We start from the raw sequence: 24,041 nt of genomic DNA on the forward strand, positions 1-24,041 counted from the left end.
TGGACAGCGGTATTTCGGTCACCGAGGTCGCCACCCCGGCCCTCTTTACCGGTTCTACGCAAAGCCCTGCGCAGGTGGTCCGCGTGCGGATCCGCAGAGAGCGTCCGGCCGGCCCGCTGTACGTCACGGTGCACGGCCCCGGAGTCGGCACCCCGCACCCGCGCATCCTGCGCGCCGACACCGCCGACGCATGGGACACCGCCGGCGCCGGGACCGGCGCGGCGGTGGAGTCCACCGTCGAGGTCGCCGTCCGCACGGGAGCCGCCGCGCCGGGTGCCGTACTGCCCGCCACCGCCCGCGTCGCCACCCCCGACGGGCGGCCGCTCGCCGAGCTGCCGTTCGGCCTGGCCGTCGCCGAGCCGGGCTGGACCGTCCGGCTCGTCCCGCACTTCCACTACGACCCCCTGTGGTGGAACACCCAGGCCGCGTACACTGCCCTGTGGGACGCCCCGCTGCGGCCCGGCGAGCCCGAACACGGCTGGGAGTACACCGGCGTCCCCGCCTTCACGCTGATCCCGCTCCACCTCCAGCAGGCGCGCGAGGACCCCGCGTACCGCTTCGTGCTCTCCGAGGTCGACTACCTCAAGCCGTACTGGGACAGCCGTCCCGAGGACCGCGCCGAGCTGCGCGCCCTGATCGCCGAGGGCCGTGTCGAGATCGTCGGCGGCACGTACAACGAGCCCTCCACCAACCTCACCTCCGCCGAGAGCACCATCCGCAGCGCCGTCCACGGACTCGCCCTGCACCGCGGCACCCTCGGCGCCGACCCGCGCACCGCCTGGCAGCTCGACGTGTTCGGCCACGACCCGTCCTTCCCCTCCCTGATGGCCGGCGCCGGGCTCGACTCCGCCGTCCTCGCCCGCGGCCCGCACCACCACTGGGGGCCGATGCAGGACACCTGGGGAGACACGCTCCGCGCCCCGTCCGCGATGCAGCTGCCCGCCGAGTACGAGTGGATCGCGCCCGACGGCAGGGGGCTGCTGCTGCACTACCTGCCCGCGCACTACTCGGCCGGCTGGCCCTCCCACCGGGCCCCGGACGCCGAGGCCGCCGCCGGGCAGCTCCTCGAGCTGTACGAACTGCTGCGGACCGGCGCCGCCACGCGGAACGTCCTGATCCCGATGGGCACGGACTTCTCCTGGCCGCACCGCTGGGGCCTGGACGTGCAGCACGCCTGGAACCGCCGCTACTGCTGGCCGCGCATGGAGCACACCGGCCCGCGCGCCCACTTCGAGGCCGTCCGCGCCGAACTGGCCGCCCGCGGGGAGCGGCCGCTGCCGGTGACCCGGGAGATGGGTCCGGTGTACACGGGCAAGGACGTCACCTACGCCGATGTGAAACAGGCCCACCGGGCTGCCGAGAACTTGCTCGAACAGGCCGAGACGTTCGCCGCGCTGGCCTGCGCGGAAGGACTGCTGCACTACCCGGAGCAGACCCTCGCCAAGGCCTGGCGGCACCTGCTGCACGCCGCGCACCACGATGCGGTCACCGGGACCTTCTCCGACCAGGTGTACCTGGACCTGCTCCCGACCTGGGGGGAGGCCCACGAACTGGCCGCCTCCGTACGGGAGGAGGCGCTGCGCGCGCTGACCCGGGCAGCCGACACCCGCGGGCCGGGCGCCCTCGCCGTGACCGTCCACAACCCGCTGTCCTGGACGCGGACCGACCTGGTCCGTACGACCGTGGACCTCGCGGAGCTGGGCCTGGGCGCGGGCGTGGAGGAGGCCCGGCGCATCACGGTCCTGGACGCCGAGGGGCGCGGCGCGGCCGTCCACCTCGAAGCCGTGGCCGGCGGCCGGGCGGAGCTGGCCTTCACGGCCGTCGACGTGCCGCCGCTGGGACACCGCACCTGGTGGCTCGCCGCTGCCCCGTCGCCCGTGTCCGGCGGCTGGGAGCCCGCGGCCGGCCTGGCCGTCGAGAACGCGTACTACCGGGCCGAGGCCGATCCCGCGCGGGGCGGCGGTCTCGCCCGGCTGCTGGACCGGCGTACGGGGGAGGAACTGCTGACGCCGGGTGAGGTGGACGAGCTCGTCGTGCAGGAGGAGTACGACCGGCACCCCTTCTTCGGGGAGGGCCCCTGGCATCTGCTGCCCAAGGGGCCGGGCACCGGCTCGGCCGGTGCGCCCGCCGACTCCTGCCGCGTGGAGCGGGGCCCGCTGGGGGCGCGGATCGTGGCCTCCGGGCACACCGGCCCGGTCCACTGGACCCGGACCACGACCTTGTGGGAGGGCCTCGACCGGGTCGAACTGACGACCACCGTGCACGAGTTCAGCGGCTCCGACCGGCTGCTGCGGCTGCGCATCCCGGCCGACGTGCCCGGGGCGCTGCCCGTAGCGGAGACGGCGGCCGCGGTGGTGGGGCGCGGGTTCGCGTTCCCCGGGGCGGATGCGGGGGCCGACCACACGCGGGCTCCGTGGACCCTGGACAGCCCGTGCCTGAACTGGTTCGGGCTCTCGGCGCCGCTGGTGGCGGGCGGTGGCCGGGGCGGGGGTCCGGGCCGGGCTGTGGGGGCCGGCGAGATCGTCCTCCCGGACGCGGGAACTCCCGACGGCCTGCGGGAGTTGGTCGTCGCGCTCGCCCGGTACGGGGTCACCGCCACCCCGACCCGGCCGGGCGGCCCGCGTTGGGGCGACCTGGCCGCGGACAGCAGCCTCCCGGACTTCCGGATCGCACTCGGCGGCCCCGAGCGGAACACCTTCACGGCGGCGGTGCTGGCGGCGGCCGGTCCCGCGTACGAGAAGGCCGTACGGGAACACGCGCAGGTCTGGGTACCGGCCCGGGCCGGGCTCCGCGCGCTGTGGAGCCCCGGCTGCGACCTGACCGGCATCCGGGACCTGCCGGTCCTGGTGCTCGCCGGGCCGGCGGGGGAGGCGGCGTCGGCGCGGGAGGCGGCGTCGGCCGTCGCCGCGTCGGGCCGGCTCGAAGCCGTGGACCCGTCGACCGGCGTGCCCGCGCCCGAAGCCCCGTACGCGGGCCGGACCGTCGGGATCCTGGTCAAGGGGACGCCCGGCTTCGCCGTGGACACCGAGGGCCGGCTGCACGGCAGCCTGATGCGCTCCTGCACGGGCCGGCCCGCCGGGGAGTGGATGGACCCGCCGCGGCGCACTGCCCCGGACGGCAGCTCCTTCCAGCTCCAGCACTGGACCCACGTCTTCGAGCACGCGCTGGTCGCGGGAGCCGGGGACTGGCGGCAGACCGACCTGGTCCGCCGGGGCCGGGAGTTCAACAAGCCGCTGACCGCCGTGACCGCCGCACCGGACGCCGGCCCGCAGCCGCCCGCCCGTTCACTGCTCGGCGTCGAACCCGCCGACCGGGTCCTGATCGAGGCGGTCAAGCGCGCAGCCGGCGGCTCGGGTGCTCTGGCGGTCCGGCTGCACGAGACCCACGCCCGCCCGGCGCAGGTCCGGCTGCACTGGCCCACGGCACCCGCCGCCGAGGCGGATCTGCTGGACCGCCCCCTCGGCCCCTTCCCCGGCGGGATCGGCGCCGCGGCGACGACGACGGTGCTGCTGCCCGCCGCATCGGGCATGCCGCTGCGGCGCGGCGAACAAGAGCCGCACCAGCCGGTGTTCAGCCGGTACTGGCTCCACAACACGGGAACGGCCCCGCTGGGCGACGCCCCGTACGCGGTGACCTGCACGGGCGTCCCGGCCGACGCCGCGGTGCGGGTCGCGGCGCACGGCGAAGGCGCCGGGGGCCCGGTCCGGCTGGCGGTCCGGGCCCCCGAGGGCTGGCAGGCTTCCTGGACCCGGCGCACGGTCGAACTGCCGCCCGGCGGGTACGAGCGGTTCCCGCTGGCGGTGACCCCCGCGGCCGGTGCCCGGCCCGGCACCCACCTGGTCCGCGTCCTCGCGAGCACCCCGGCGGGGGAGTTCGAGGACGTCCTCGCCGTCGACGTGCCCGGCGACCCGGACGCCCTGCCCGCGCTGTGGGTGGAGGCGCCCGATCCGGAGGTGGAAGTGGCCCCCGGCGGGCGGGCCCTCGTACGCGCCAGGATCGGCAGCACCGGGATCCGGAGCCCGCTGACGGGCCGGGCGTACGCCGTCTCCCCGTACGGGACCTGGCAGTTCACCGCTCCCGCCGGACAGCCCGTGCACGTACCGGCCGGCCAAGCGGCGGAGGTGGAGTTCGAGCTGCGGCCGCCGCCGGGAGCCGTGCCGGGCACGTACTGGATGCTGGTCAAGGCGGCCTGCCAGGGCAGGATCGCGTACGGTCCCGCCATCGCCGTCCGCGTATCCGGCGTGCCCGACGTACCCCAGGGATGAAGAAGAGGCAGGCAGGCCATGGCCCGCAGACCCACCATCAAGGACATCGCCCGCCGGGCCGGGGTGTCCGAGAGCGCCGTGTCCTTCGCGCTCAACGACCGGCCCGGCGTGTCCCGGGACACCCGCGCCCGGATCCGCCGGGTCGCCGAGGAACTCGGCTGGCAGCCCAACAGCGCCGCCCGCGCCCTGTCCGGCGAACGCTCCGGCGCGGTCGGACTGGTGCTCGCCCGGCCCGCGCAGACCCTCGGCGTCGAGTCCTTCTTCCTCCAACTGGTCTCCGGCATACAGGAGGTCCTGTCCGCAGGCCGGGTCGCCCTGCTCTTCCAGGTCGTCGACGGCATCGACGCCGAATGCGCCGTCTACCGCCGCTGGTGGGCCGAGCGGCGCGTGGACGGGGTCCTCGTCGTCGACCCGCGTACGGACGACCCGCGCCCGGAACTCCTCGCACAGCTCGGCCTCCCGGCGGTCATGATCGGCGCAGCGGGCGGGACCGGCCCCCTGCCGTCGGCCTGTGCCGACGGAAGCGGAACCGGTCCCTTGTCCTCCGTCTGGGCCGACGACGCCCGGGCCATGGCCCAGGTCCTGGACCACCTGTACGGGCTGGGCCACCGCCGGATCACCCACATCGCCGGGCTGCCCGGCCTCGCCCACACCGCCCGCCGGATGGCCTTGCTGCGCACCGAGGCCGAGGCGCGCGGGCTCGGCCCGGAGCACGTGCGCTCGGTGGTCACCGACTACTCCGACGCCGAGGGGGCGGCCGCCACCCGCCGGGTCCTCGCCGAACCGGAACCGCCGACCGCGCTCGTCTACGACAACGACGTGATGGCGGTGGCCGGCATCGCCGTCGCCGCGGAGCTGGGCATCGCGGTCCCCGGCCGGATCTCCATGGTCGCCTGGGACGACTCCGCACTGTGCCGGGTCACCCACCCCCGGCTCACCGCCCTCGTACGCGACACCGCCGGCTTCGGCCGGCTCGCCGCCGAGGAGCTCCTCGCCGTGCTCGCCGGTAGCCCGCCGCGGGCCCGCGAGAGCGAGCAGCCACGGCTGGAGCCCCGGGAGAGTACGGCCCCGCCGCGGCCGCATACTGAATCCGACCCCTTCCTGGAGCCGCTGCCGTGACGAGTCCCCACCCCGCCTTCCCCGCACCGCGGGCCACCGCCTCGGCCACCGGCCTGACGGTCGCGATCGACATCGGCGGTACGAAGATCGCCGGCGCCCTGGTGCACCCCGACGGCACGATGACGGCCACCACCCGCCGCCCGACCCCGCGGGGCGCGGACGGCGACGCGGTCTTCGCCGCCGTCGCCGAGGTCGTCGCCGACCTTGCGGCCTCCCCGCTCTGGCCCTCGGCGGTCCGCTGCGGGATCGGCAGCGCGGGCCCCGTGGACGCCTCCCGCGGCACGGTGAGCCCGGTCAACATCGGGGCGTGGCGGGAGTTCCCGGTCCAGGCCCGGATCGAGGCCGAACTGGCCCGGCACGGCGCGGCCCTCCCCACCGTGCTCGCCGGCGACGGGCCTGCGATGACCGCCGCCGAGCACTGGCTGGGCGCGGCCCGGGGGCATGCGAACGCCCTGTGCATGGTGGTCTCCACCGGGGTGGGCGGCGGGCTGATCCTGAACAACCAGCTCCACCCCGGCCCCACGGGCAACGCGGGCCACATCGGCCACATCAGCGTGGCCTTCGACGGTGAGCAGTGCGTCTGCGGGGGCCACGGATGCGTGGAGTCCATCGCCTCGGGCACCGCCATCGCCCGCTGGGCCAAGGCCCAGGGCTGGACCCCGGCGAGCCCGCACGGGGACGCCACCGCAGCGGGTGTGGCCGTGGCCGCCGAGGCAGGGGACCCCGTCGCCGTGGCCGCCTTCGACCGCGCGGGCCGCGCCCTGGCCGCCGCCATCGCGGCCACCGCGACCCTCGTCGAAACGGACATCGCGGTCATCGGCGGGGGCGTCGCCACCTCGGGCGACACCCTCTTCGCGCCGATCCGGGCGCACCTGGCCGACTACGCCGCGCTCTCGTTCGTGAGGGGCCTGCAGGTGGTCCCGGCGGCCCTGGGCACCCACGCGGGACTGATCGGTGCGGCTGCGGCGGCGCTGATGCTGCTGCCCGCCGAGTGAGCGTCTTTGCGGCTGGCCGTCCTACGGTTTGACCGAGCGGTAGTACCGCTGGGCCCCTTCGTGCAGGTCCAGCGGGTCCGTGTAGATCGCCGTGCGCAGGTCCACCAGCTGCGCCGCGTGCACCTGGTGACCGATCCGGTCGCGGCTGAGGATCACCGTCCGAGTGAACTGCTCGGTCAGCTCCGGGTCCTTCTCCTCGGTGGTGACCAGCAGGTTCGGTACGGCCAGGGTCGCCACCGCCGAGGTGTTCCGGGCCCGGGTGTACGCGTCCTGGGGCATCACCGCCGCCCGGTAGTACCGCGCCGGGCTACCGCTCGCCTGGAGCGCCTCCACCAGGTCGCCGAGCTGCACGAGCCGGATCTCGAACCGGTCCGACAGCTCGCGCACCGCGTTGGTCGGCAGGCCGCCGGACCAGAAGAACGCGTCGATCCGGCCGGCCTCCAGCTCGGCTGGCATGGTGTCGATGCCGATGGACACCGGGGTGATGTCCCGCGCCGGGTCCAGCTTGGCCGCCGCCAGCAGCCGCTCCGAGATCAGCCGCACCCCGGATCCCGGCTGGCCGATCGCGACCCGCTTGCCCTTCAGGTCCCGCGCCGACTGCACCGTCGAGCCGGCCGGCACCACGAGCTGCACGTAGTCGTCGTACAGCCGTGCGACGCCGCGCAGCCGGTCCGCGCCCGGCTTCCCGTCGGCCCGGTACTTGGAGACCGCGTCAGCCGTGGCGATGGTGAAATCGGCCTCCCCGGAAGCCAGCCGCCGGAGGTTCTCCTGCGAGCCCTCGCTGGTCTCCAGCCGCACCTTCACCTCGGGCATGTCCTGGGCGAGGGCCTGCTCCAGCAGCTGGCCGTAGCGGTGGTAGACGCCGGTACGGACGCCCGTGCTGAAGCTCAGCCCGCCCCTCAGCTCCGGCTCGCCGAAGGGCTTCAGCCACCATGCGAGCAGCGCGAGCACCCCGAGTACGGCCACCAGCCCCCACAGGGCGGTGCGCCTGCGGATGCGGGGCGGTACGTGAGCCATGGCCGCGATCCTGCCACCGACCCGCCGCGCTGTCACGGGCGGACCGGTCCCTGCCCCCCGGAGCCGGGGGCCTGAGCGGCCCCGGAGGCGAACCTGGTCCGCAGCCGTTCCAGCAGCTTGCGGGCCGCCGGGCCCGACGGCCCGTCCGCGGGCCAGGCCAGGGCGACGCGGCCGTGCAGCGCCGGCTCGGTGATGCGCAGCGCGACCAGCCCCTGCGCGACCCCCGACTCCGCCCCGGCGGGCACCACCGCCACCCCCAGCCCCCGCGCGGCGAGCCGCACCAGCACCCCGGGAGCCGCCGCCTCGAAGTCCACACGCGGCGCGAACCCGGCCTCCGCACAGGCCCGCTCCAGCACCCCGCGCAGCCCGGTCCCGCGCGGCAGGCTGATCAGTGCCCGCCCGCGCAGCGCCGCCAACGCGATCCCGCCGTCCGTGCTGTCCCGTACGAGCGGGTCGTCGGACCGCACCGCGGCCACCAGCGGTTCGTCGATCACCACCTGTACGGAGATCCCGGGAGGCGGCTCCCCGCCCAGCCCGACCACCGCCAGGTCCAGCCCGCCCTGCCGGAGCGCGGCCAGCATCCGCTCCGAGGTGTCCTCGGCCAGCGCGATCTCCACCTGCGGGTGTGCGTCGTGGAAGTCACCGAGCACCCCGACCACGTCGGAGCCGCCCACCACGGCTCCGGCCGCCCCCGGGATCAGCCCGATCGCCACCCGCCCCCGCAGCAGGCCACGGACCTCGTCCGCCGTCCGCCGGATGCCCTCCACCGCCGCCAGCGCGGCCCGCGCGTACGAGAGCACCGCCTCGCCCGCCTCCGTAGGGGTCACCCGCCGCCCCGACCGGTCCAGCAGCCGCAGCCCCAGCTCCCGCTCCAGCTGCCCGACCTGCGCGCTCACGCCCGGCTGCGACACGTGCAGGCGTGCCCCGGCCCGGGTGAACCCGCCCTCCTCGACCACCGCCACGAAATACCGCAGCTGACCCAGTTCCATAACCACGGATTCTAGATCCGAGAAGAACCCGCTCTTGGACTTATGGCCACCGGCCCGCCCACGCTGAACCCATGACCGACATCGCCGCGGCCACCGCCGCCGAACGCCGCGAACTGGCCGACGTACTCGACACCCTCACCCCCGATCAGTGGGACGCCCCCAGCCTCTGCGCGGGCTGGCGGGTGCGCGAGGTCGCCGCGCACATGTCGATGGGCTTCCGCTACTCGGTGCCCCGGTTCGCCGCCGAGTTCGCCAAGGCCCGCGGCAGCCTGCACCGCATGACCGACCGCACCGCCCGCCGCGACGCCGCCGCCTTCACCCCGCACGAACTGGCTGCCCTGCTGCGCGAGAACGCCGGCCACCCGTGGAAGCCCCCGGCGGGCGGGCCCACCGCCGCTCTCGCCCACGACGTGGTCCACGGCCTCGACATCACCGTCGCCCTCGGCCACCCGCGCCGCGTCCCCGAGGACCGGCTGCGCCCCCTGCTCAGCGCGATCACTCCGCGCGGCCTGAGGTTCTTCGGAGCCGACCTGACCGGCATCATGCTGCGCGCCGACGACCTCGACTGGTCCCACGGCACCGGAACCCCCGTGCACGGTGGCGCCCAGGACCTGCTGCTCGTCCTCTTCGGACGCCGCCTGCCCGCGGGCCGGCTGCACGGGGGGCCGGAGGGCTTCCGGGTACCGCCTACCCTTGTTGCATGACCAGCAGCAGCGACCGGAGCACGGCAGTGGACGTCAAGGGAACATACGAGGTGCGCACCTACGGGTGCCAGATGAACGTGCACGACTCCGAGCGACTGTCCGGTCTGCTGGAGGGCGCGGGCTACACGCGCGCGCCCGAGGGCTCCGACGGCGACGCCGACGTCGTGGTCTTCAACACCTGCGCCGTCCGCGAGAACGCCGACAACAAGCTGTACGGCAACCTCGGCCGGCTCGCCCCGATGAAGACCAAGCGCCCCGGCATGCAGATCGCCGTCGGCGGCTGCCTCGCGCAGAAGGACCGCGACACGATCGTCAAGCGGGCCCCCTGGGTCGACGTGGTCTTCGGTACGCACAACATCGGCAAGCTGCCCGTCCTGCTGGAGCGCGCGCGCATCCAGGAGGAGGCGCAGGTCGAGATCGCCGAGTCGCTGGAGGCGTTCCCCTCCACGCTGCCGACCCGCCGCGAGTCCGCGTACGCCGCCTGGGTCTCGATCTCCGTCGGCTGCAACAACACCTGCACCTTCTGCATCGTCCCGGCGCTGCGCGGCAAGGAAGAGGACCGCCGGCCCGGCGACATCCTCGCCGAGGTGGAGGCCCTGGTGGCCGAGGGCGTCTCCGAGATCACCCTGCTCGGCCAGAACGTCAACGCCTACGGATCGGACCTCGGCGACCGCGAGGCGTTCTCGAAGCTGCTGCGCGCCTGCGGGCAGATCGAGGGCCTGGAGCGGGTCCGGTTCACCTCGCCGCACCCGCGGGACTTCACGGACGACGTGATCGCGGCGATGGCCGAGACCCCGAACGTGATGCCGCAGCTGCACATGCCGCTGCAGTCCGGCTCGGACACCATCCTGCGCGCGATGCGCCGCTCGTACCGCCAGGAGCGCTTCCTCGGCATCATCGAGAAGGTCCGCGCCGCCATCCCGCACGCCGCGATCTCCACCGACATCATCGTGGGCTTCCCCGGTGAGACGGAGGAGGACTTCCAGCAGACGATGCACACGGTGCGCGAGGCCCGCTTCGCGAACGCGTTCACCTTCCAGTACTCCAAGCGCCCCGGGACCCCGGCGGCCGACATGGAGGGGCAGATCCCGAAGGAGGTCGTCCAGGAGCGCTACATGCGGCTGGTCGCCCTGCAGGAGGAGATCTCCTGGGAGGAGAACAAGAAGCAGGTCGGCCGCACGCTGGAGGTCATGGTCGCGGAGGGCGAGGGCCGCAAGGACGGCGCAACGCACCGCCTGTCCGGGCGGGCCCCCGACAACCGCCTGGTGCACTTCACGAAGCCGCAGGCGGAGGTCCGTCCCGGTGACGTGGTGACCGTCGACATCACGTATGCGGCTCCGCACCACCTCCTGGCGGAGGGCCCGACGGAGTCGGTGCGCCGGACGCGGGCGGGGGATGCCTGGGAGAAGCGCAATGCGGCGCCGGCGCAGCCCCAGGGCGTCATGCTCGGCATCCCCACCCTGGGCGTTCCGGCCCCCCTCCCGGTGGCCACCTCGGGCTGCGCCCTGCCGGCTTCTTCCTGACCGCGTCCCTCCCGCGCCCGGGGTGCACCCCGGGTCTCTCGGGTCCGGGGCGGAGCCCCGGGGAACGGGCGAAGGGCGGGTAGGGGGCCGGCCCCGCAGGGCCCGGCGCCCCGGCCCGGCACGTCCCGTCCCCGCTGAGCCGCCACGGGTGTCCACCCCGCTTCCCCGGGCCGGGCCCCGGGACGCGGAGTGGCCCGGCGGGGCCACAATGCGGGCCGTGCGGGGCTAGGCTGCGGATCATGCTCGTTGCCGCCGCCGTCTGCCCCGCCCCGCCGCTCCTCGTGCCCGAGGTCGCCGCGGGGGCCGCCGCCGAACTCGGCGACGCCCGTACCGCCTGCTCCGACGCTCTCGCAGTGCTCGCCGCCTCCCGCCCCGACCTGCTGGTCGTCGTCGGAGCCGCCGGCCAGGACCACCGCGGCCCCTACCCGCAGGGCGCCCGCGGCAGCTTCCGCGGATTCGGGGTCGAGGCCGACGTACGGCTCGGGGAGGGGGAGGAGGGGCCGCGTCTGCTGCCTGCGTCCCTCGCCGTCGGCGCCTGGCTGCTCGGCCGCGCCGGCTGGGGCTCCGCGCCCGTGGAGGGCCTCGGGGTCGGGGAACCGCTCGAGACCGCCCTGTGCCTGGAGGCCGGCCGGGGCCTCGCCGCGCGCGAAGAGCGCGTCGCGCTCCTCGTCATGGGCGACGGCAGCGCCTGCCGCACCCTGAAGGCCCCCGGTTACCTCGACGACCGCGCCGCCGCCTTCGACGCCGCCGCGGCCCGCGCCCTCGCCGCCGCCGACGTGGCCGCGCTCGCCGCCCTCGACGCCGAGCTCGCGTACGAGCTCAAGGCCGCCGGCCGGGCTCCCTGGCAGGTGCTGGCCGGCGCCGCGGAGGGCGCGGGCCTCGACGGGCGGCTGCTGTACGAGGACGCCCCGTACGGGGTCGGCTACTTCGTCGCCGCCTGGTCCTGACCGGCAGAAACGAGGAAGGGCGCAGGTTCCGCCGAACCCGCGCCCCGTCCTTGCGGGACCGCGTCAGGAAGCCGCCGCCGGCGGCGTCGGCCCGCCGGGGGCGTCCTTGTGCGCGATCTTGCCCAGGGCGTCCTTCGCCTTGCTCGTGCCGGTCTCGATCTTGCCGTGGTACTTGCCCTTGGTCTTGGAGTCCACGGCCCGCGCCATCTTGTCGAGGTTCTGGCCGATCCTGCCCTCGTGCTGCTGTGCGAGGTCGCCGACCTTGTCCTTCGCCGGAGCGAGCTTGGCCTTCAGAGTGTCCAGCAGGCCCATGGGTCACCTTCCAGTGGCGGTGTCTACGTACGGGCGCTCTCGCCGGCCTCGCTGTCCGCGGCGGCCTCCGCCGACTGCTGCTTCGGGATCTCCACGGCTTCGGCCGCAGGAGCCTCCGTCGCGGCCGGCTCGGCCTCGGTCTCGCCGACCGCAGCCTCGGACTCCGTCGTCACGTCCCCGGACGCGACCTCTGTGGTCGCATCTTGACCCTTACGATGAAAAAGCCGATCAAAAACGCCCATGTCTACTCCTATAACGGTACTCGTGCGGGTGAAGTTCCGCTTCGTGCGGCCCGGCCTCCGCCGGGCGTACGCCCGGCGGAACCTCGCCAGGGCAACGACTCCGCCGACAGCCCGTCACGTAACTCGATCGGGTACATGCCGGTGTCTTGACCGGGGGCTGCGAGACTGGGGCGGTGAGGAATGCAGCCCCCGCCCCGCGGGTCATCGCCGTCGTCGGTCCCACCGCGGCCGGAAAGTCCGATCTGGGCGTAGCCCTGGCCCGCCATTTCGACGGCGAAGTCGTCAACGCCGACTCCATGCAGCTGTACCGGGGGATGGACATCGGCACCGCCAAGCTGACGACACAGGAGCGCGGCGGCGTCCCGCACCACCTCCTCGACATCTGGGACGTCACCGAGACCGCGAGCGTCGCCGAGTACCAGCGCCTGGCCCGCGCCGAGATCGACAAGCTGCTCGCCCAGGGCCGTACGCCGGTCCTCGTCGGCGGATCGGGCCTGTACGTCCGCGGAGCCCTCGACGCCATGGAGTTCCCCGGCACCGACCCGGAGGTCCGGGCCCGGCTGGAGGCGGAGGCCGTGCTGCGCGGCCCCGGCGCCCTGCACGCCCGCCTCGCCGCCGCCGACCCGGCCGCCGCCCAGGCGATCCTGCCCAGCAACGGGCGCCGCATCGTCCGCGCCCTGGAGGTCATCGAGATCACCGGGAAGCCGTTCACCGCCAACCTGCCCGGCCACGAGTCGGTCTACGACACCGTGCAGATCGGCGTCGACGTGGCCCGGCCGGAGCTCGATGAGCGGATCGCCCTGCGCGTGGACCGGATGTGGGAGGCCGGGCTCGTGGACGAGGTGCGCACGCTGGAGGCCCGGGGCCTGCGCGACGGAGTCACCGCTTCCAGGGCGCTCGGCTACCAGCAGGTGCTGGCCGCACTCGCCGGCGAGTGCACCGAGGACGAGGCCCGGGCCGAGACCGTCCGCGCCACCAAGCGGTTCGCCCGGCGGCAGGACTCCTGGTTCCGCCGGGACCCCCGCGTGCACTGGCTCAGCGGCGCCGTCGCCGACCGGGGGGAACTCGTCGGACTCGCGCAGTCGTTGGTCGAACGAGCGGTTACAGCCTGATCACGTGATGGCATCGGGACGCCCCGCGCGCCCGTTCGGGGCCCTGAGCCGTGCCATCATCAAATTCCGCAGGTGCGGTCACCGGCGGTGAACGACGGCGTACGAAGTCCGAGTGGGGAGGGCGCGTGGCAATGGAGGCCGGCCCTCGCGACACCGGGCAGGACGGGACGAGACGGGAAGCGGACCCGACGCTTCTCGGGCACCTCCCAGCAGCGGCTGGGGAGTCTCCCGAGCCCGACGGCCTCGGGCTGCCCGCAGACCCGGCACGGCTGACCCCCGACGGCCCGGACGCACCGGACACCGCCGAGGCGGAGGCCGCCGCAGGTCCCGAGTTCGAGGTCGAGCTGCGCCCGCAGCGCCGACTGCGCATCTGGCAGATCGCCCCCATCGTGATGCTGGCCGCCGCCGGCTCCCTGATGTTCGCCTTCCCGCTCGCCTTCGAGTTCGGCGACGGCGGAGCCGTGGTCGCCATGCTCGGCTTCCTCATCAGCTCCTGCGCCGGAGGCTGGGGCATGATGGCCGCGCGCCGCGTCGGCTACACCTGGCCCGGGCTCCCGCCCCGGGGCAGCGGCCGCCGCCCCGACTGGCGCATGGCCGGGCTGTACGCCCTGGTCGCGCTGGCACTCGTGGCGCTGGCCGTGTACCGGGTCGCGCGGCTCCGGTAGCGGCTGTCCGGAAGGCGGGCCCAGGACGCCGCCGACCTGCCCGAAGGCGCCGCTCGCTACCATGGGCGGGTGACGCAGACGAGCCTCTCCTTCCTCAAGGGCCACGGCACCGAGAACGATTTCGTGATCGTCCCGGACCCGGACAACACCGTCGAGCTGCCCGCGACCGCCGTCGCGAAGCTGTGCGACCGGCGTGCCGGGATCGGCGCGGACGGCGTGCTGCACGTCGTCCGGTCCGCCGCGCACCCCGAGGCGGCGCACCTGGCCGACGAGGCCGAGTGGTTCATGGACTACCGCAACAGCGACGGCTCCGTCGCCGAGATGTGCGGAAACGGCGTCCGCGTCTTCGCCCGCTACCTCCAGTACGCCGGCCACGTCGAGCCCGGCGACCTCGCCGTCGCCACCCGCGGCGGCGTCAAGCGGGTGCACCTCGACAAGAGCGGCGACGTGACGGTCTCCATGGGCCGTGCCGTCCTCCCCGAGGAGCAGGTCACCGTGACGGTCGGCGAGCGCGCCTGGCCCGCCCGCAACGTCAACATGGGCAACCCGCACGCCGTCGCGTTCGTCGAGAGCCTGGACCACGCCGGAAAGCTGCTCGACCCGCCCCCGTTCAGCCCCGCCGAGGTCTACCCGACGGGTGTCAACGTGGAGTTCGTCGTCGACCGCGGCCCCCGGCACGTCGCCATGCGCGTCCACGAGCGCGGCTCCGGCGAGACCCGCTCCTGCGGCACCGGCGCCTGCGCCGTCGCCGTGGCCGCCATCCGCCGCGACGGCGCCGACCCGGCCGTCACCGGCCAGCCGGTCACGTACACCGTCGACCTCCCCGGCGGCACCCTCGTCATCACCGAACACCCCGACGGGCAGGTCGACATGACCGGACCGGCCGTGATCGTGGCCGCGGGCGAGTTCGACGCGGCCTGGCTCACCGAAACGGCTTTCGGCTGAAGCTTCCCTCTAATGGGTGATCCGTTTCACGCTGAGCGAGAGGCGGACTGCGCCACGTGGTGGGGTCGGTAGCATCAGGCACCGGCCCTGAGGGCTCACCCCATGCCCGCCACCGCCGGTCGAAGCCGCCGGAGGTGCCCATGAGTGCAGAGGCCACGAACCCCGAAGCACGACCCGAAGCGCGCCCCGAACTCCGCAGACGGGGCCGGACCCGCCTTGACCTGCGACGACTCGGGCGCGCTGCCCTTCTCGGGCCCACATCCCGAGACCGGCTCCCCGATGCCATCGGCCACGTCGCCGAGGCGCACCGCGCCCACCACCCGGACGCGGACCTGTCCATCCTGCGCCGCGCGTACGTGCTCGCGGAGTCCTCGCACCGCGGCCAGATGCGCAAAAGCGGTGAGCCGTACATCACACACCCGCTCGCCGTCACCCTGATCCTCGCCGAACTCGGCGCCGAGACCACCACCTTGACGGCCTCTCTGCTCCACGACACCGTCGAGGACACCGAGGTGACCCTCGATCAGGTCCGCGCCGAGTTCGGCGACGAGGTCTGCTTCATCGTCGACGGCGTCACCAAGGTGGAGAAGATCGACTACGGGGCCGCCGCCGAACCCGAGACCTTCCGCAAGATGCTCGTCGCCACCGGCAACGACGTCCGCGTCATGTCGATCAAACTCGCCGACCGGCTGCACAACATGCGCACCCTCGGCGTGATGCGCCCCGAGAAACAGGCGCGCATCGCCAAGGTCACCCGCGACGTCCTCATCCCGCTCGCCGAACGGCTCGGCGTCCAGGCCCTCAAGACCGAGCTGGAAGACCTCGTCTTCGCGATCCTGCACCCCGAGGAGTACGAGCACACGCGCGCACTCATCGCGGCCCATGCGGGGGAGCGGGACCCGCTGCCCGCCATCGCCGACTCCGTCAAGGCCGTCCTGCGCGACGCCGGCATCGCCGCCGAGGTACAGGTCCGGCCCCGGCACTTCGTCTCCGTACACCGGATCGCCCTCAAACGCGGCGAGCTGCGCGGCTCCGACTTCGGCCGCATCCTCGTGCTCGTCGGCGAGAACGCCGACTGCTACGCCGTGCTGGGCGAGCTGCACACCTGCTTCACCCCGGTCGTCTCGGAGTTCAAGGACTTCGTCGCCGCCCCGAAGTTCAACCTCTACCAGTCGCTGCACACCGCCGTCGCCACGCCCGAGGGGTACGTCGCCGAAGTCATCGTCCGTACCCGCCAGATGCACCGGGTCGCCGAGGCAGGCGTGGTCGCCCTCGGCAATCCCTACGCCCACACCGCGGCGGAGACCGCCCCACCCGCGGAGGCCGGCTCTGCGGCCGACGCCGCCGACTGCGACGAGGAGCGGGTCGACCCGACCCGGCCCGGCTGGCTGTCGCGCCTCCTCGACTGGCAGCAGTCCGCGCCCGACCCCGACACCTTCTGGAGCGTGCTGCGCGCCGAGCTGGCACAGGACCGGGAGATCACCGTGTTCCGCGCCGACGGCGGTGCCCCCGGCACGATCAGCCTGCCCGCCGGGGCCAGCTGTATCGACGCCGCCTACGCGCAGTACGGCGAGGCGGCCCACGGCTGTATCGGCGCCCGGGTCAACGGGCGCCTCACCTCCCTGGCCTCCCGGCTGTCCGACGGGGACACCGTCCAGCTGCTGCTCGCCCAGGACGCCTCCTCGGGGCCCGCCGCCGACTGGCTGGAGCACGCCAGGACCCCGGCCGCCCGGATCGCCATCAGCAGCTGGCTCCAGGCGCATCCCGACTCGGTGAAACCCACCACCGCGCCCGCCCGGGCACCGCTGTCCGTGGTCGGCGCCCGCGGCGGCGGCGGCAACGCGGTCGCCGACCTGCCGGACGCCACCGTACGGCTGGCCGGCTGCTGCACGCCGGTGCCGCCGGACACCGTCGCCGGGTTCGTCGTACGGGGCGGGGCCGTCACCGTCCACCGCATCCACTGCGCGGCGGTGGCCCAGATGCGCGCACTGGGGCGGACCTCCGTCGCCGTGCACTGGCGGGCCACGGCGGACTGCCGGGTCACGCTGCTCGCCGAATCGTTCGGCCGCCCGCATCTGCTGGCCGACCTGACCGAGGCCATCGCCCGCCAGGGGGTCGAGGTGGTCTCCGCGACCGTGGAACCGCCCGTGGAGCAGCGCGTCCGGCACACGTACACGCTGCAGCTGCCCGATGCGACAGGCCTGCCGGCCCTGATGCGGGCGATGCGCGACGTACCGGGTGTCTACGACGTGCGCCGGGCATAGGCCGGACCGGGGCCGAGCGAGGCCCGGACCCCGGCCGGACCCCGGCCGGGCCTAGGCCGCGTCGTCGCCGGAAGGTCCCGTTCGGGTGGAACCGTCGCGCGTCGTACCCGGGCGGGCAGCGGGCGCTGGTAAGCGGTGGGGGATGCAGCTCTCCTCCCCGCGCATGCGCGCCGCCCTGCTCGCCGCGGCCTCCCTCACCCTCGTCGCCGCCGTGCTGCCCCCGCCGAAACCGCTGGGCATCGGCGACACGCTGTTCCCGCAGCTCGGGAACCCCGGGTACGACGTCCTCTCGTACGACCTGTCCTTCACGTACAAGGACAACAAGAGCCCGCTCGACGCGGTCACCGTAATCGACGCCCGTGCGCTGGAGCCGCTGGAGCGGATCAACCTGGACTTCACCCACGGAACGGTGGCGTCCGCCGAGGTCAACGGCGAGCCGGCGCACTTCGAGAGCGCCGGGGAGGACCTCGTGCTCACCCCGGCGAGCCCCGTCGCGGCCAACGTGCCGCTGCACATCGCGATCCGGCACACCAGCGATCCGCGCGGCATCGCCGACGGGGGCTGGGTGCCCACCGACGACGGCCTGGCCATGGCCAACCAGGCCGACGCCGCCCACCGGGTCTTCCCCTGCAACGACCACCCGGCGGACAAGGCGTACTTCACCTTCCGGATCACCGCCCCCGCCGGTCTCACCGCCGTCGCCAACGGGCTGCCGGGCGCCCTCCCGGCCCCCCGGGCCGCAGGCTCGACCACCTGGACGTACCGGACCCTGCACCCGATGGCCACCGAACTCGCGCAGGTCTCGATCGGCGACTCCGCGGTGGTGGAGGGGGCCGGTCCGCACGGGCTGCCGCTGCGCCACGTGGTCCCCGCCGCGGACCGGCAGCGGCTGGACCCCTGGCTGAAGAAGACCGCCGGGCACGTCCAGTGGATGGAGCAGCGCGTCGGCCGCTACCCCTTCGAGAACTACGGCGTGCTGATCGCGCGGGCGAAGACCGGATTCGAGCTGGAGACGCAGACCCTCTCGCTCTTCGAGAACGGCCTGTTCTCGGGAGAGGGCTACCCCGAGTGGTACGTGGAGGCCGTCATGGTCCACGAGCTCGCCCACCAGTGGTTCGGCAACAGCGTCACCCCGCGGACCTGGTCCGACCTGTGGCTCAACGAGGGACACGCCACCTGGTACGAGGCCCTGTACGCGGACGGCCTCGGCAAGTACTCCATGGAGCGGCGCATGCGCGAGGCGTACCAGCGCTCCGACCAGTGGCGGGCGGCCGGCGGGCCCCCGGCCGCGCCCAAGCCCGCCGCCCCCGGAGAGAAGATCGGGCTCTTCCGGCCGGTGGTCTACGACGGGGCCGCGCTGGTGCTGTACGCGCTGCAGCAGGAGATCGGCGCGAAGGCCTTCGACCGTCTGGAGCGCCGCTGGGTGGCGGAGCACCAGGACGGGATCGCCGGCACCGACGACTTCGTACGCCTGGCCTCGGACGTGGCCGGACGGGATCTGGAGGCCTTCCTGAAGCCGTGGCTGTACGGGAAGACGACCCCGGCGATGCCCGGGCACCCGGAGTGGGGCGGCCCGAAAAGGGTGTGACCGGCGGGGAACGGGCATGTCACCATCGACGGGGCCGCACGCCGGGGGGAATCTCCCGGCGATGTGACACGTTGGACGTGACAGTGTGAGAGTTACTGTCAGGCGTGGCCACGGCCCCATTCGATATCGACGTAAGGATCCAATGACCTCCTCTTCTTCCCCTTCCCAGGACGCGCGGGACGCACAGGACGTGCCGGACTCGCAGAGCTTCACCGAGAGCCTTCGGGCCGACGCCCTGATGGAAGAGGACGTCGCCTGGAGCCACGGGGTCGACGGAGACCGGGACGGCGAGCAGTTCGAGCGCTCCGAGCGCGCTGCGCTGCGCCGTGTGGCCGGCCTCTCCACCGAGCTCGAAGACGTCACCGAGGTCGAGTACCGGCAGCTGCGCCTGGAGCGCGTCGTGCTGGTGGGCGTTTGGACCTCCGGCACGGTGCAGGACGCCGAGAACTCCCTCGCGGAGCTCGCCGCCCTCGCCGAGACGGCGGGCGCCCTCGTCCTCGACGGCGTGATCCAGCGCCGTGACAAGCCGGACCCGGCCACCTTCATCGGCTCGGGCAAGGCCCGCGAGCTGCGCGACATCGTGCTCGAGAGCGGAGCCGACACCGTCGTCTGCGACGGTGAGCTCAGCCCCGGCCAGCTCATCGCCCTCGAGGACGTCGTCAAGGTCAAGGTCGTCGACCGGACCGCCCTGATCCTCGACATCTTCGCCCAGCACGCCAAGTCCCGAGAGGGCAAGGCTCAGGTCGCACTCGCGCAGATGCAGTACATGCTGCCGCGCCTGCGCGGCTGGGGTGCGTCGCTGTCCCGGCAGATGGGTGGCGGCGGCGGTGGCGGCATGGCCACCCGAGGCCCCGGTGAGACCAAGATCGAGACCGACCGGCGTCGGATCCGCGAGAAGATGGCGAAGATGCGCCGGGAGATCGCGGACATGAAGACCGGCCGCGACATCAAGCGGCAGGAACGGCGCCGCAACAAGGTGCCCTCGGTCGCCATCGCCGGGTACACCAACGCCGGCAAGTCCTCGCTGCTCAACCGCCTCACGGGCGCGGGCGTACTGGTGGAGAACGCGCTGTTCGCCACCCTCGACCCGACCGTGCGCCGGGCCGAGACGCCCAGCGGCCGGATCTACACCCTGGCCGACACCGTCGGCTTCGTCCGGCACCTGCCCCACCACCTGGTCGAGGCGTTCCGCTCCACGATGGAGGAGGTCGGCGACTCCGACCTCATCCTGCACATCGTGGACGGCTCGCACCCGGCGCCGGAGGAGCAGCTGGCGGCGGTGCGCGAGGTCATCCGCGAGGTCGGCGCGGTCAACGTGCCCGAGATCGTGGTGATCAACAAGGCCGACGCCGCGGATCCGCTCGTACTGCAGCGGCTGCTGCGGATCGAGCGGCACTCCATCGCCGTCTCGGCGCGCACGGGGCAGGGCATCGAGGAGCTCCTCGGGCTCATCGACTCCGAACTGCCCCGGCCCGAGGTCGAGGTGGAGGCCCTGGTGCCGTACACCCGCGGCTCGCTGGTCGCCCGGGCGCACGCCGAGGGAGAGGTGATCTCCGAGGAGCACACCCCGGAGGGCACCCTGCTCAAGGTGCGGGTCCACCAGGAACTGGCGGCGGACCTGGCGCCGTACGTGCCGGCGAAGCGGTAACAGGCAACCGGAAGCAGAACGGAGGGCCCCCTGCGCAGCAGGGGGCCCTCCGTTTCGCGTACCAGGACGGGACTACTTGAACTTGGCGCTCACGGCGTCGAAGATCCCCTTGGCCTCCGGGCCCAGCCGGGGTCCGGCCAGCCAGCCCGCCTTGGCGGGGCCGATCGACGTGTTCGACACCAGCGCCGGCTTGCCGTCACTGCCTGCGGCCACCCAGCCGCCGCCGGAGGAACCGCCGGTCATCGTGCAGCCGATGCGGTACATCACCGGGGCGCTCGCGGCCAGCGACAGCCGGCCCGGCTTGTCCGTGCACTGGAAGGCCTTCTGGCCGTCGAACGGCGCCGCCGCCGGGTAGCCCGTCGCCGTGATGCTCGCGACCTTCGGCACCGCCGGGGCGTTGAACTCCACCGGGAGGGCCGAACCGACCGTCTCCTCCAGGGACTTCCCGGTGCTCTTCTCCGGGGTCACGTGCAGCACCGCGAAGTCGTACGGGGCACCCGCGCCACCGGTCGGTCCGCCGTTCGCGATCCACTGGTCCGAGGTCTGCGCCCAGTCGCTCCACCACACGCCGTACGGGGCCACCTGCTCGCGCGGGGCGCCCTTGAGCTGCGCCGCCGGCTTGCCCGCGTTGTTGTACGACGGGACGAATGCGATGTTGCGGTACCAGCCGCCGGACTTGCCCGCGTGCACGCAGTGGCCGGCCGTCCAGACCATGTTGGACTTGCCGGGGTGGGCCGGGTCCTTGACCACGGTCGCCGAGCAGACCATGGAGCCCTCGGGGCCGTCGAAGAAGACCTTGCCGGAGACCGGAACGCTCGTGTGGTACGGCGCGTTGGCGGCCTTGGCCTGCACCGGAGCCGGGGTCGGGTCGGTGACGCCCTGGTCCTTGCCGGCGTCCGGGTCGACGGCCGGGGGCTGCGGGGTCTTGTCGGCCTCGCGCATCCGGTCCGGGTCCCAGAGGTCCTCGATGATCGGGTTGATGTAGTCGCCCGCCTCGCGGAGCCAGTCGTCCTGCTTCCAGTTCTTCCACTCACCCCCCTTCCACTTCTCCAGGTCGATGCCGTGTTGCTTGAGCTTGTCCTTGAGCTGGTCCGGGATCTTGATCCCGTCGACTCCGGACGGGAGGCTCGCCGCCACGGTCGGCTTGGCGTCGCCGCCGGCCTCCCCGTCGCCGGGTCCGCAGGCCGCGGCGGTCATGGCGAGTGCCGCCGCGCACAGGATCGCGGTGACCGGTCGGTTCGGTCGCATGTCGTGAATCCCCCTGGTGAATTCTGGGCGTGAGACGCGGTGCAGTTGAGGTGCGTGGGGCACGCGAGGTGCGCGCCGCCGAGTGCAGCACCCCACTATGCCGCTGCCGTTGGGGACGGCACAGCCCGGGGCTGCGGTTCCGGTCCTGGAAGGACACCCCGAAGTCCGAGCAGGACAAGGATCTTGGGCCCACCCGTGATCCGCCGCCGCCATCGTCGTTGGTACGTACGGGGGATGGGGGAGCAGCGTTCATGTTCGAGGCGCAATCCGGTGGAGCAGTCAGTTCGGGAGGTCCGACACTCGTGGCTTTGACCGAGCAGGGCGCGGCCGCCGCGCAGGTACCGCAGGCGTCTTCGGTGTCTCAGGTGCCTTTGGAGGTTCCGCAGGTTCCGCAGCTGCCTTCGCCGGTTCCGCCGGTTCCGCAGGTGCCTCTGCCGGTTCCGCCTGTTCCGCAGGTGCCGCCGCAGGGGAGCCGGGCAGCGGGGCCGGCGGGGCCCGGCGGGCCGGCCGCGGCGGAGGGCATCCTGCGCCGGCAGGCGCTGCGGGAGTCCGCCGCCCGGACGTACGCGCGCTCGCTGCCCATCGTCCCGGTGCGCGCCCGGGGGCTGACGATCGAGGGCGCGGACGGGCGGCGCTACCTGGACTGCCTCTCCGGCGCGGGCACCCTCGCGCTGGGCCACAACCACCCGGTGGTGCTCGAAGCCGTCCGGGGCGTCCTCGACTCCGGGGCGCCGCTGCACGTCCTGGACCTCGCGACGCCGGTCAAGGACGCCTTCACCACCGAACTGTTCGCCTGCCTCCCGCCGGCTCTGGCCGCCGACGCCCGCATCCAGTTCTGCGGGCCCGCCGGTACGGACGCCGTGGAGGCCGCGCTCAAGCTGGTCCGCACCGCCACCGGGCGTTCGGGGCTGCTCGCCTTCACCGGGGCCTACCACGGGATGACCGCCGGGGCCCTGGGAGCCTCCGGCGGAGCCCCGGACGTACGGGTGACCCGGCTGCCGTTCCCGCAGGACTTCCGCTGCCCGTTCGGGGTCGGCGGCCCCGAGGGCGCCCGGCTCGGGGCCCGTTGGACCGAGAGCCTGCTGGACGATCCCAAGGGCGGGGTGCCGACGCCCGCGGCGATGATCGTGGAACCGGTGCAGGGCGAGGGCGGGGTCTTCCCGGCCCCGGACGTGTGGCTGCGCCGGATGCGCGAGATCACCGAGGCCTGGGGGATCCCGCTGATCGCCGACGAGGTGCAGACAGGGGTCGGCCGGACCGGCGCCTTCTGGGGCGTCGACCATGCCGGGGTCGTGCCGGACGTGATGGTCCTGTCCAAGGCGATCGGCGGCAGCCTCCCGCTGGCGGTGATCGTGTACCGGTCGGGCCTGGACGTGTGGGCCCCCGGAGCGCATGCGGGCACGTTCCGCGGCAACCAGCTGGCCATGGCGGCCGGGGCCGCGACCCTGGCGTACGTACGGAAGAACCGTCTCGCCGAGCGCGCCGGGGCCCTGGGCGAGCGGATGCTGACGGCCCTGCGCGGGCTGGCCTCCGACCATCCCTGCATCGGGGACGTGCGGGGCCGCGGCCTGATGATCGGCGTCGAACTCGTCGACCCCGAGACCGGGACCGCAGCCCAGGCCCTCGCCGCGGCCGTCCGGCAGGAGTGCCTGAACCGCGGCCTGATCGTCGAACTCGGCGGCCGCCACTCCAGCGTCGTCCGCCTCCTGCCCCCGCTGACGCTCACCGACGAACAGGCCTCCGCCGTCCTCGACCGCTTGGCCGACGCCATCCCTGCCGCCGCCGCAGCCTGCCGGCTCCACTGACCCGCAAGGACCCGCGATGCCCGACTCGCAGCACCCCGCCACCGCCACCCCGACACCCATCCCAGCAGCCCTGGGCAGCCCCGGCGCCTCTGCGGCCCGGGGCGGGCCTGGCGCCTGTGCGGCCCCGGGCGGGCCTGGCACCGCTGCAGCCCTGGGCGGGCCCGGCGGTTCTGCGGCCCCCGGCAGGCCCGGCGTCTGGGTGGCCCCAGGCAAGCCTGACGCCTGTACACCCCTGGGCGGGCCTGACGCCTGTGTGCCTCTGGGCGGGCCTGGCACCGCTGCCGCCCCCGGCGGGCTTGACGCCGCTGCGGCCCCCGTCGGAACGTTCCCGGCCGGCCGTGGTTGCCCGGCGGCGGAGCCGGAGTCGTCGGGCTCCGCCCAGGCCACCCTGCACCGGCCCCCCGTCACCGACGCCCCGAGCAGCAATCAGCCCGACTCCACCCCGGAGCCGGAGCCGGGCTCCGCCCCGCCCCCGCAACCCACCCGCCGGCTGCCCTCCGGAGCCGCAGCTCCGGACGTGCCCGCCCCGGTCGGCGACCCGACACCGGCCCGGCAACTGCCGGGTTCGGCCGTGCAGGCCTTCCGCTGGCTGTCACCCGGGACCGCAGCCTTGGATGGGTCCGCCCTGGTCGGTGACTCCGCACCGGACCACG

18 protein-coding genes are annotated in these 24,041 nt (G+C 74.1%); 13 read left to right on the forward strand and 5 right to left on the reverse strand.

The annotated features are described in order from the left end of the window. The first annotated feature begins 83 nt into the window (after positions 1-83). Genes ACZ5WG_RS27980 through ACZ5WG_RS27990 form a run of 3 tightly spaced genes read left to right on the forward strand, consistent with a single transcriptional unit; the run spans position 84 to position 6,379 of the window. Positions 84-4,265, forward strand: coding sequence for a glycoside hydrolase family 38 N-terminal domain-containing protein (locus ACZ5WG_RS27980; protein WP_468726717.1), 4,182 nt, complete (start codon positions 84-86; stop codon positions 4,263-4,265). 18 nt (positions 4,266-4,283) lie between these two features. Beyond that, positions 4,284-5,384 (forward strand): LacI family DNA-binding transcriptional regulator, encoded by a 1,101-nt coding sequence (locus ACZ5WG_RS27985; RefSeq protein ID WP_468726718.1) that lies wholly within the window; start codon positions 4,284-4,286, stop codon positions 5,382-5,384. After that, positions 5,381-6,379, forward strand: a complete 999-nt coding sequence (locus ACZ5WG_RS27990) for an ROK family protein (RefSeq protein ID WP_468726719.1) — start codon at positions 5,381-5,383, stop codon at positions 6,377-6,379. The genes ACZ5WG_RS27985 and ACZ5WG_RS27990 overlap by 4 nt, the downstream gene beginning before the upstream one ends. A 21-nt stretch (positions 6,380-6,400) precedes the next feature. Here the strand turns inward: ACZ5WG_RS27990 and ACZ5WG_RS27995 are convergent, their stop codons facing one another. Both ACZ5WG_RS27995 and ACZ5WG_RS28000 read right to left on the reverse strand, forming a co-directional pair. Then, entirely contained in the window at positions 6,401-7,396 is a 996-nt protein-coding gene (locus ACZ5WG_RS27995) for a TAXI family TRAP transporter solute-binding subunit (RefSeq protein WP_468726720.1), read from the reverse strand. A 32-nt stretch (positions 7,397-7,428) separates the two neighbouring features. Next, positions 7,429-8,385, reverse strand: coding sequence for a LysR family transcriptional regulator (locus ACZ5WG_RS28000; protein ID WP_468726722.1), 957 nt, complete (start codon positions 8,383-8,385; stop codon positions 7,429-7,431). Positions 8,386-8,456: 71 nt separating this feature from the next. Here ACZ5WG_RS28000 and ACZ5WG_RS28005 point away from each other — a divergent pair, with 71 nt between their 5' ends. The 3 genes from ACZ5WG_RS28005 to ACZ5WG_RS28015 all read left to right on the forward strand — a co-directional run bounded on the left by ACZ5WG_RS28005 (position 8,457) and on the right by ACZ5WG_RS28015 (position 11,559). Then, positions 8,457-9,089, forward strand: coding sequence for a maleylpyruvate isomerase family mycothiol-dependent enzyme (locus tag ACZ5WG_RS28005; protein WP_468726724.1), 633 nt, complete (start codon positions 8,457-8,459; stop codon positions 9,087-9,089). Continuing rightward, complete coding sequence (gene miaB, locus ACZ5WG_RS28010; protein ID WP_468726726.1) at positions 9,086-10,612, forward strand: tRNA (N6-isopentenyl adenosine(37)-C2)-methylthiotransferase MiaB; 1,527 nt, start codon at positions 9,086-9,088, stop codon at positions 10,610-10,612. The genes ACZ5WG_RS28005 and miaB overlap by 4 nt, the downstream gene beginning before the upstream one ends. Positions 10,613-10,851: 239 nt before the next feature. Next, complete coding sequence (locus ACZ5WG_RS28015) at positions 10,852-11,559, forward strand: class III extradiol dioxygenase subunit B-like domain-containing protein (RefSeq protein ID WP_468726727.1); 708 nt, start codon at positions 10,852-10,854, stop codon at positions 11,557-11,559. Between the two features lie 63 nt (positions 11,560-11,622). Here ACZ5WG_RS28015 and ACZ5WG_RS28020 read toward each other — a convergent pair whose 3' ends face one another. Together ACZ5WG_RS28020 and ACZ5WG_RS28025 are read right to left on the reverse strand one after the other, a co-directional pair. Next, positions 11,623-11,871, reverse strand: a complete 249-nt coding sequence (locus ACZ5WG_RS28020) for an antitoxin (protein WP_468726729.1) — start codon at positions 11,869-11,871, stop codon at positions 11,623-11,625. 23 nt (positions 11,872-11,894) lie between these two features. Continuing rightward, positions 11,895-12,044 (reverse strand): gliding motility protein, encoded by a 150-nt coding sequence (locus ACZ5WG_RS28025; RefSeq protein ID WP_323139547.1) that lies wholly within the window; start codon positions 12,042-12,044, stop codon positions 11,895-11,897. 242 nt (positions 12,045-12,286) lie between these two features. On the opposite strand from ACZ5WG_RS28025, the gene miaA reads away from it, so the two are divergent. The 6 genes from miaA (at position 12,287) to hflX (ending at position 20,335) form a co-directional block, all read left to right on the forward strand. Next, complete coding sequence (gene miaA, locus ACZ5WG_RS28030) at positions 12,287-13,225, forward strand: tRNA (adenosine(37)-N6)-dimethylallyltransferase MiaA (protein WP_468726731.1); 939 nt, start codon at positions 12,287-12,289, stop codon at positions 13,223-13,225. 131 nt (positions 13,226-13,356) lie between these two features. Beyond that, positions 13,357-13,890, forward strand: coding sequence for a hypothetical protein (locus ACZ5WG_RS28035; RefSeq protein ID WP_468726733.1), 534 nt, complete (start codon positions 13,357-13,359; stop codon positions 13,888-13,890). Positions 13,891-13,959: 69 nt separating this feature from the next. Continuing rightward, positions 13,960-14,835, forward strand: coding sequence for a diaminopimelate epimerase (gene dapF, locus ACZ5WG_RS28040; protein WP_468726735.1), 876 nt, complete (start codon positions 13,960-13,962; stop codon positions 14,833-14,835). 140 nt (positions 14,836-14,975) lie between these two features. Continuing rightward, positions 14,976-17,099, forward strand: a complete 2,124-nt coding sequence (locus tag ACZ5WG_RS28045; RefSeq protein ID WP_468726737.1) for a RelA/SpoT family protein — start codon at positions 14,976-14,978, stop codon at positions 17,097-17,099. Positions 17,100-17,241: 142 nt separating this feature from the next. Further along, complete coding sequence (locus ACZ5WG_RS28050; protein WP_468726739.1) at positions 17,242-18,687, forward strand: M1 family metallopeptidase; 1,446 nt, start codon at positions 17,242-17,244, stop codon at positions 18,685-18,687. A gap of 142 nt (positions 18,688-18,829) precedes the next feature. Next, positions 18,830-20,335 carry a GTPase HflX gene (gene hflX / locus ACZ5WG_RS28055; protein WP_468726740.1) on the forward strand — a complete coding sequence of 502 codons (1,506 nt, stop codon included), beginning with the start codon at positions 18,830-18,832 and terminating at the stop codon, positions 20,333-20,335. Between the two features lie 72 nt (positions 20,336-20,407). Here hflX and ACZ5WG_RS28060 read toward each other — a convergent pair whose 3' ends face one another. Next, entirely contained in the window at positions 20,408-21,583 is a 1,176-nt protein-coding gene (locus ACZ5WG_RS28060; RefSeq protein WP_468726741.1) for a trypsin-like serine peptidase, read from the reverse strand. Between the two features lie 251 nt (positions 21,584-21,834). Here ACZ5WG_RS28060 and ACZ5WG_RS28065 point away from each other — a divergent pair, with 251 nt between their 5' ends. After that, positions 21,835-23,388 carry a diaminobutyrate--2-oxoglutarate transaminase family protein gene (locus ACZ5WG_RS28065; protein WP_468726743.1) on the forward strand — a complete coding sequence of 518 codons (1,554 nt, stop codon included), beginning with the start codon at positions 21,835-21,837 and terminating at the stop codon, positions 23,386-23,388. The last annotated feature ends 653 nt before the right edge of the window (positions 23,389-24,041 follow it).

Source organism: Streptomyces sp. NPDC032745, assembly GCF_055579465.1.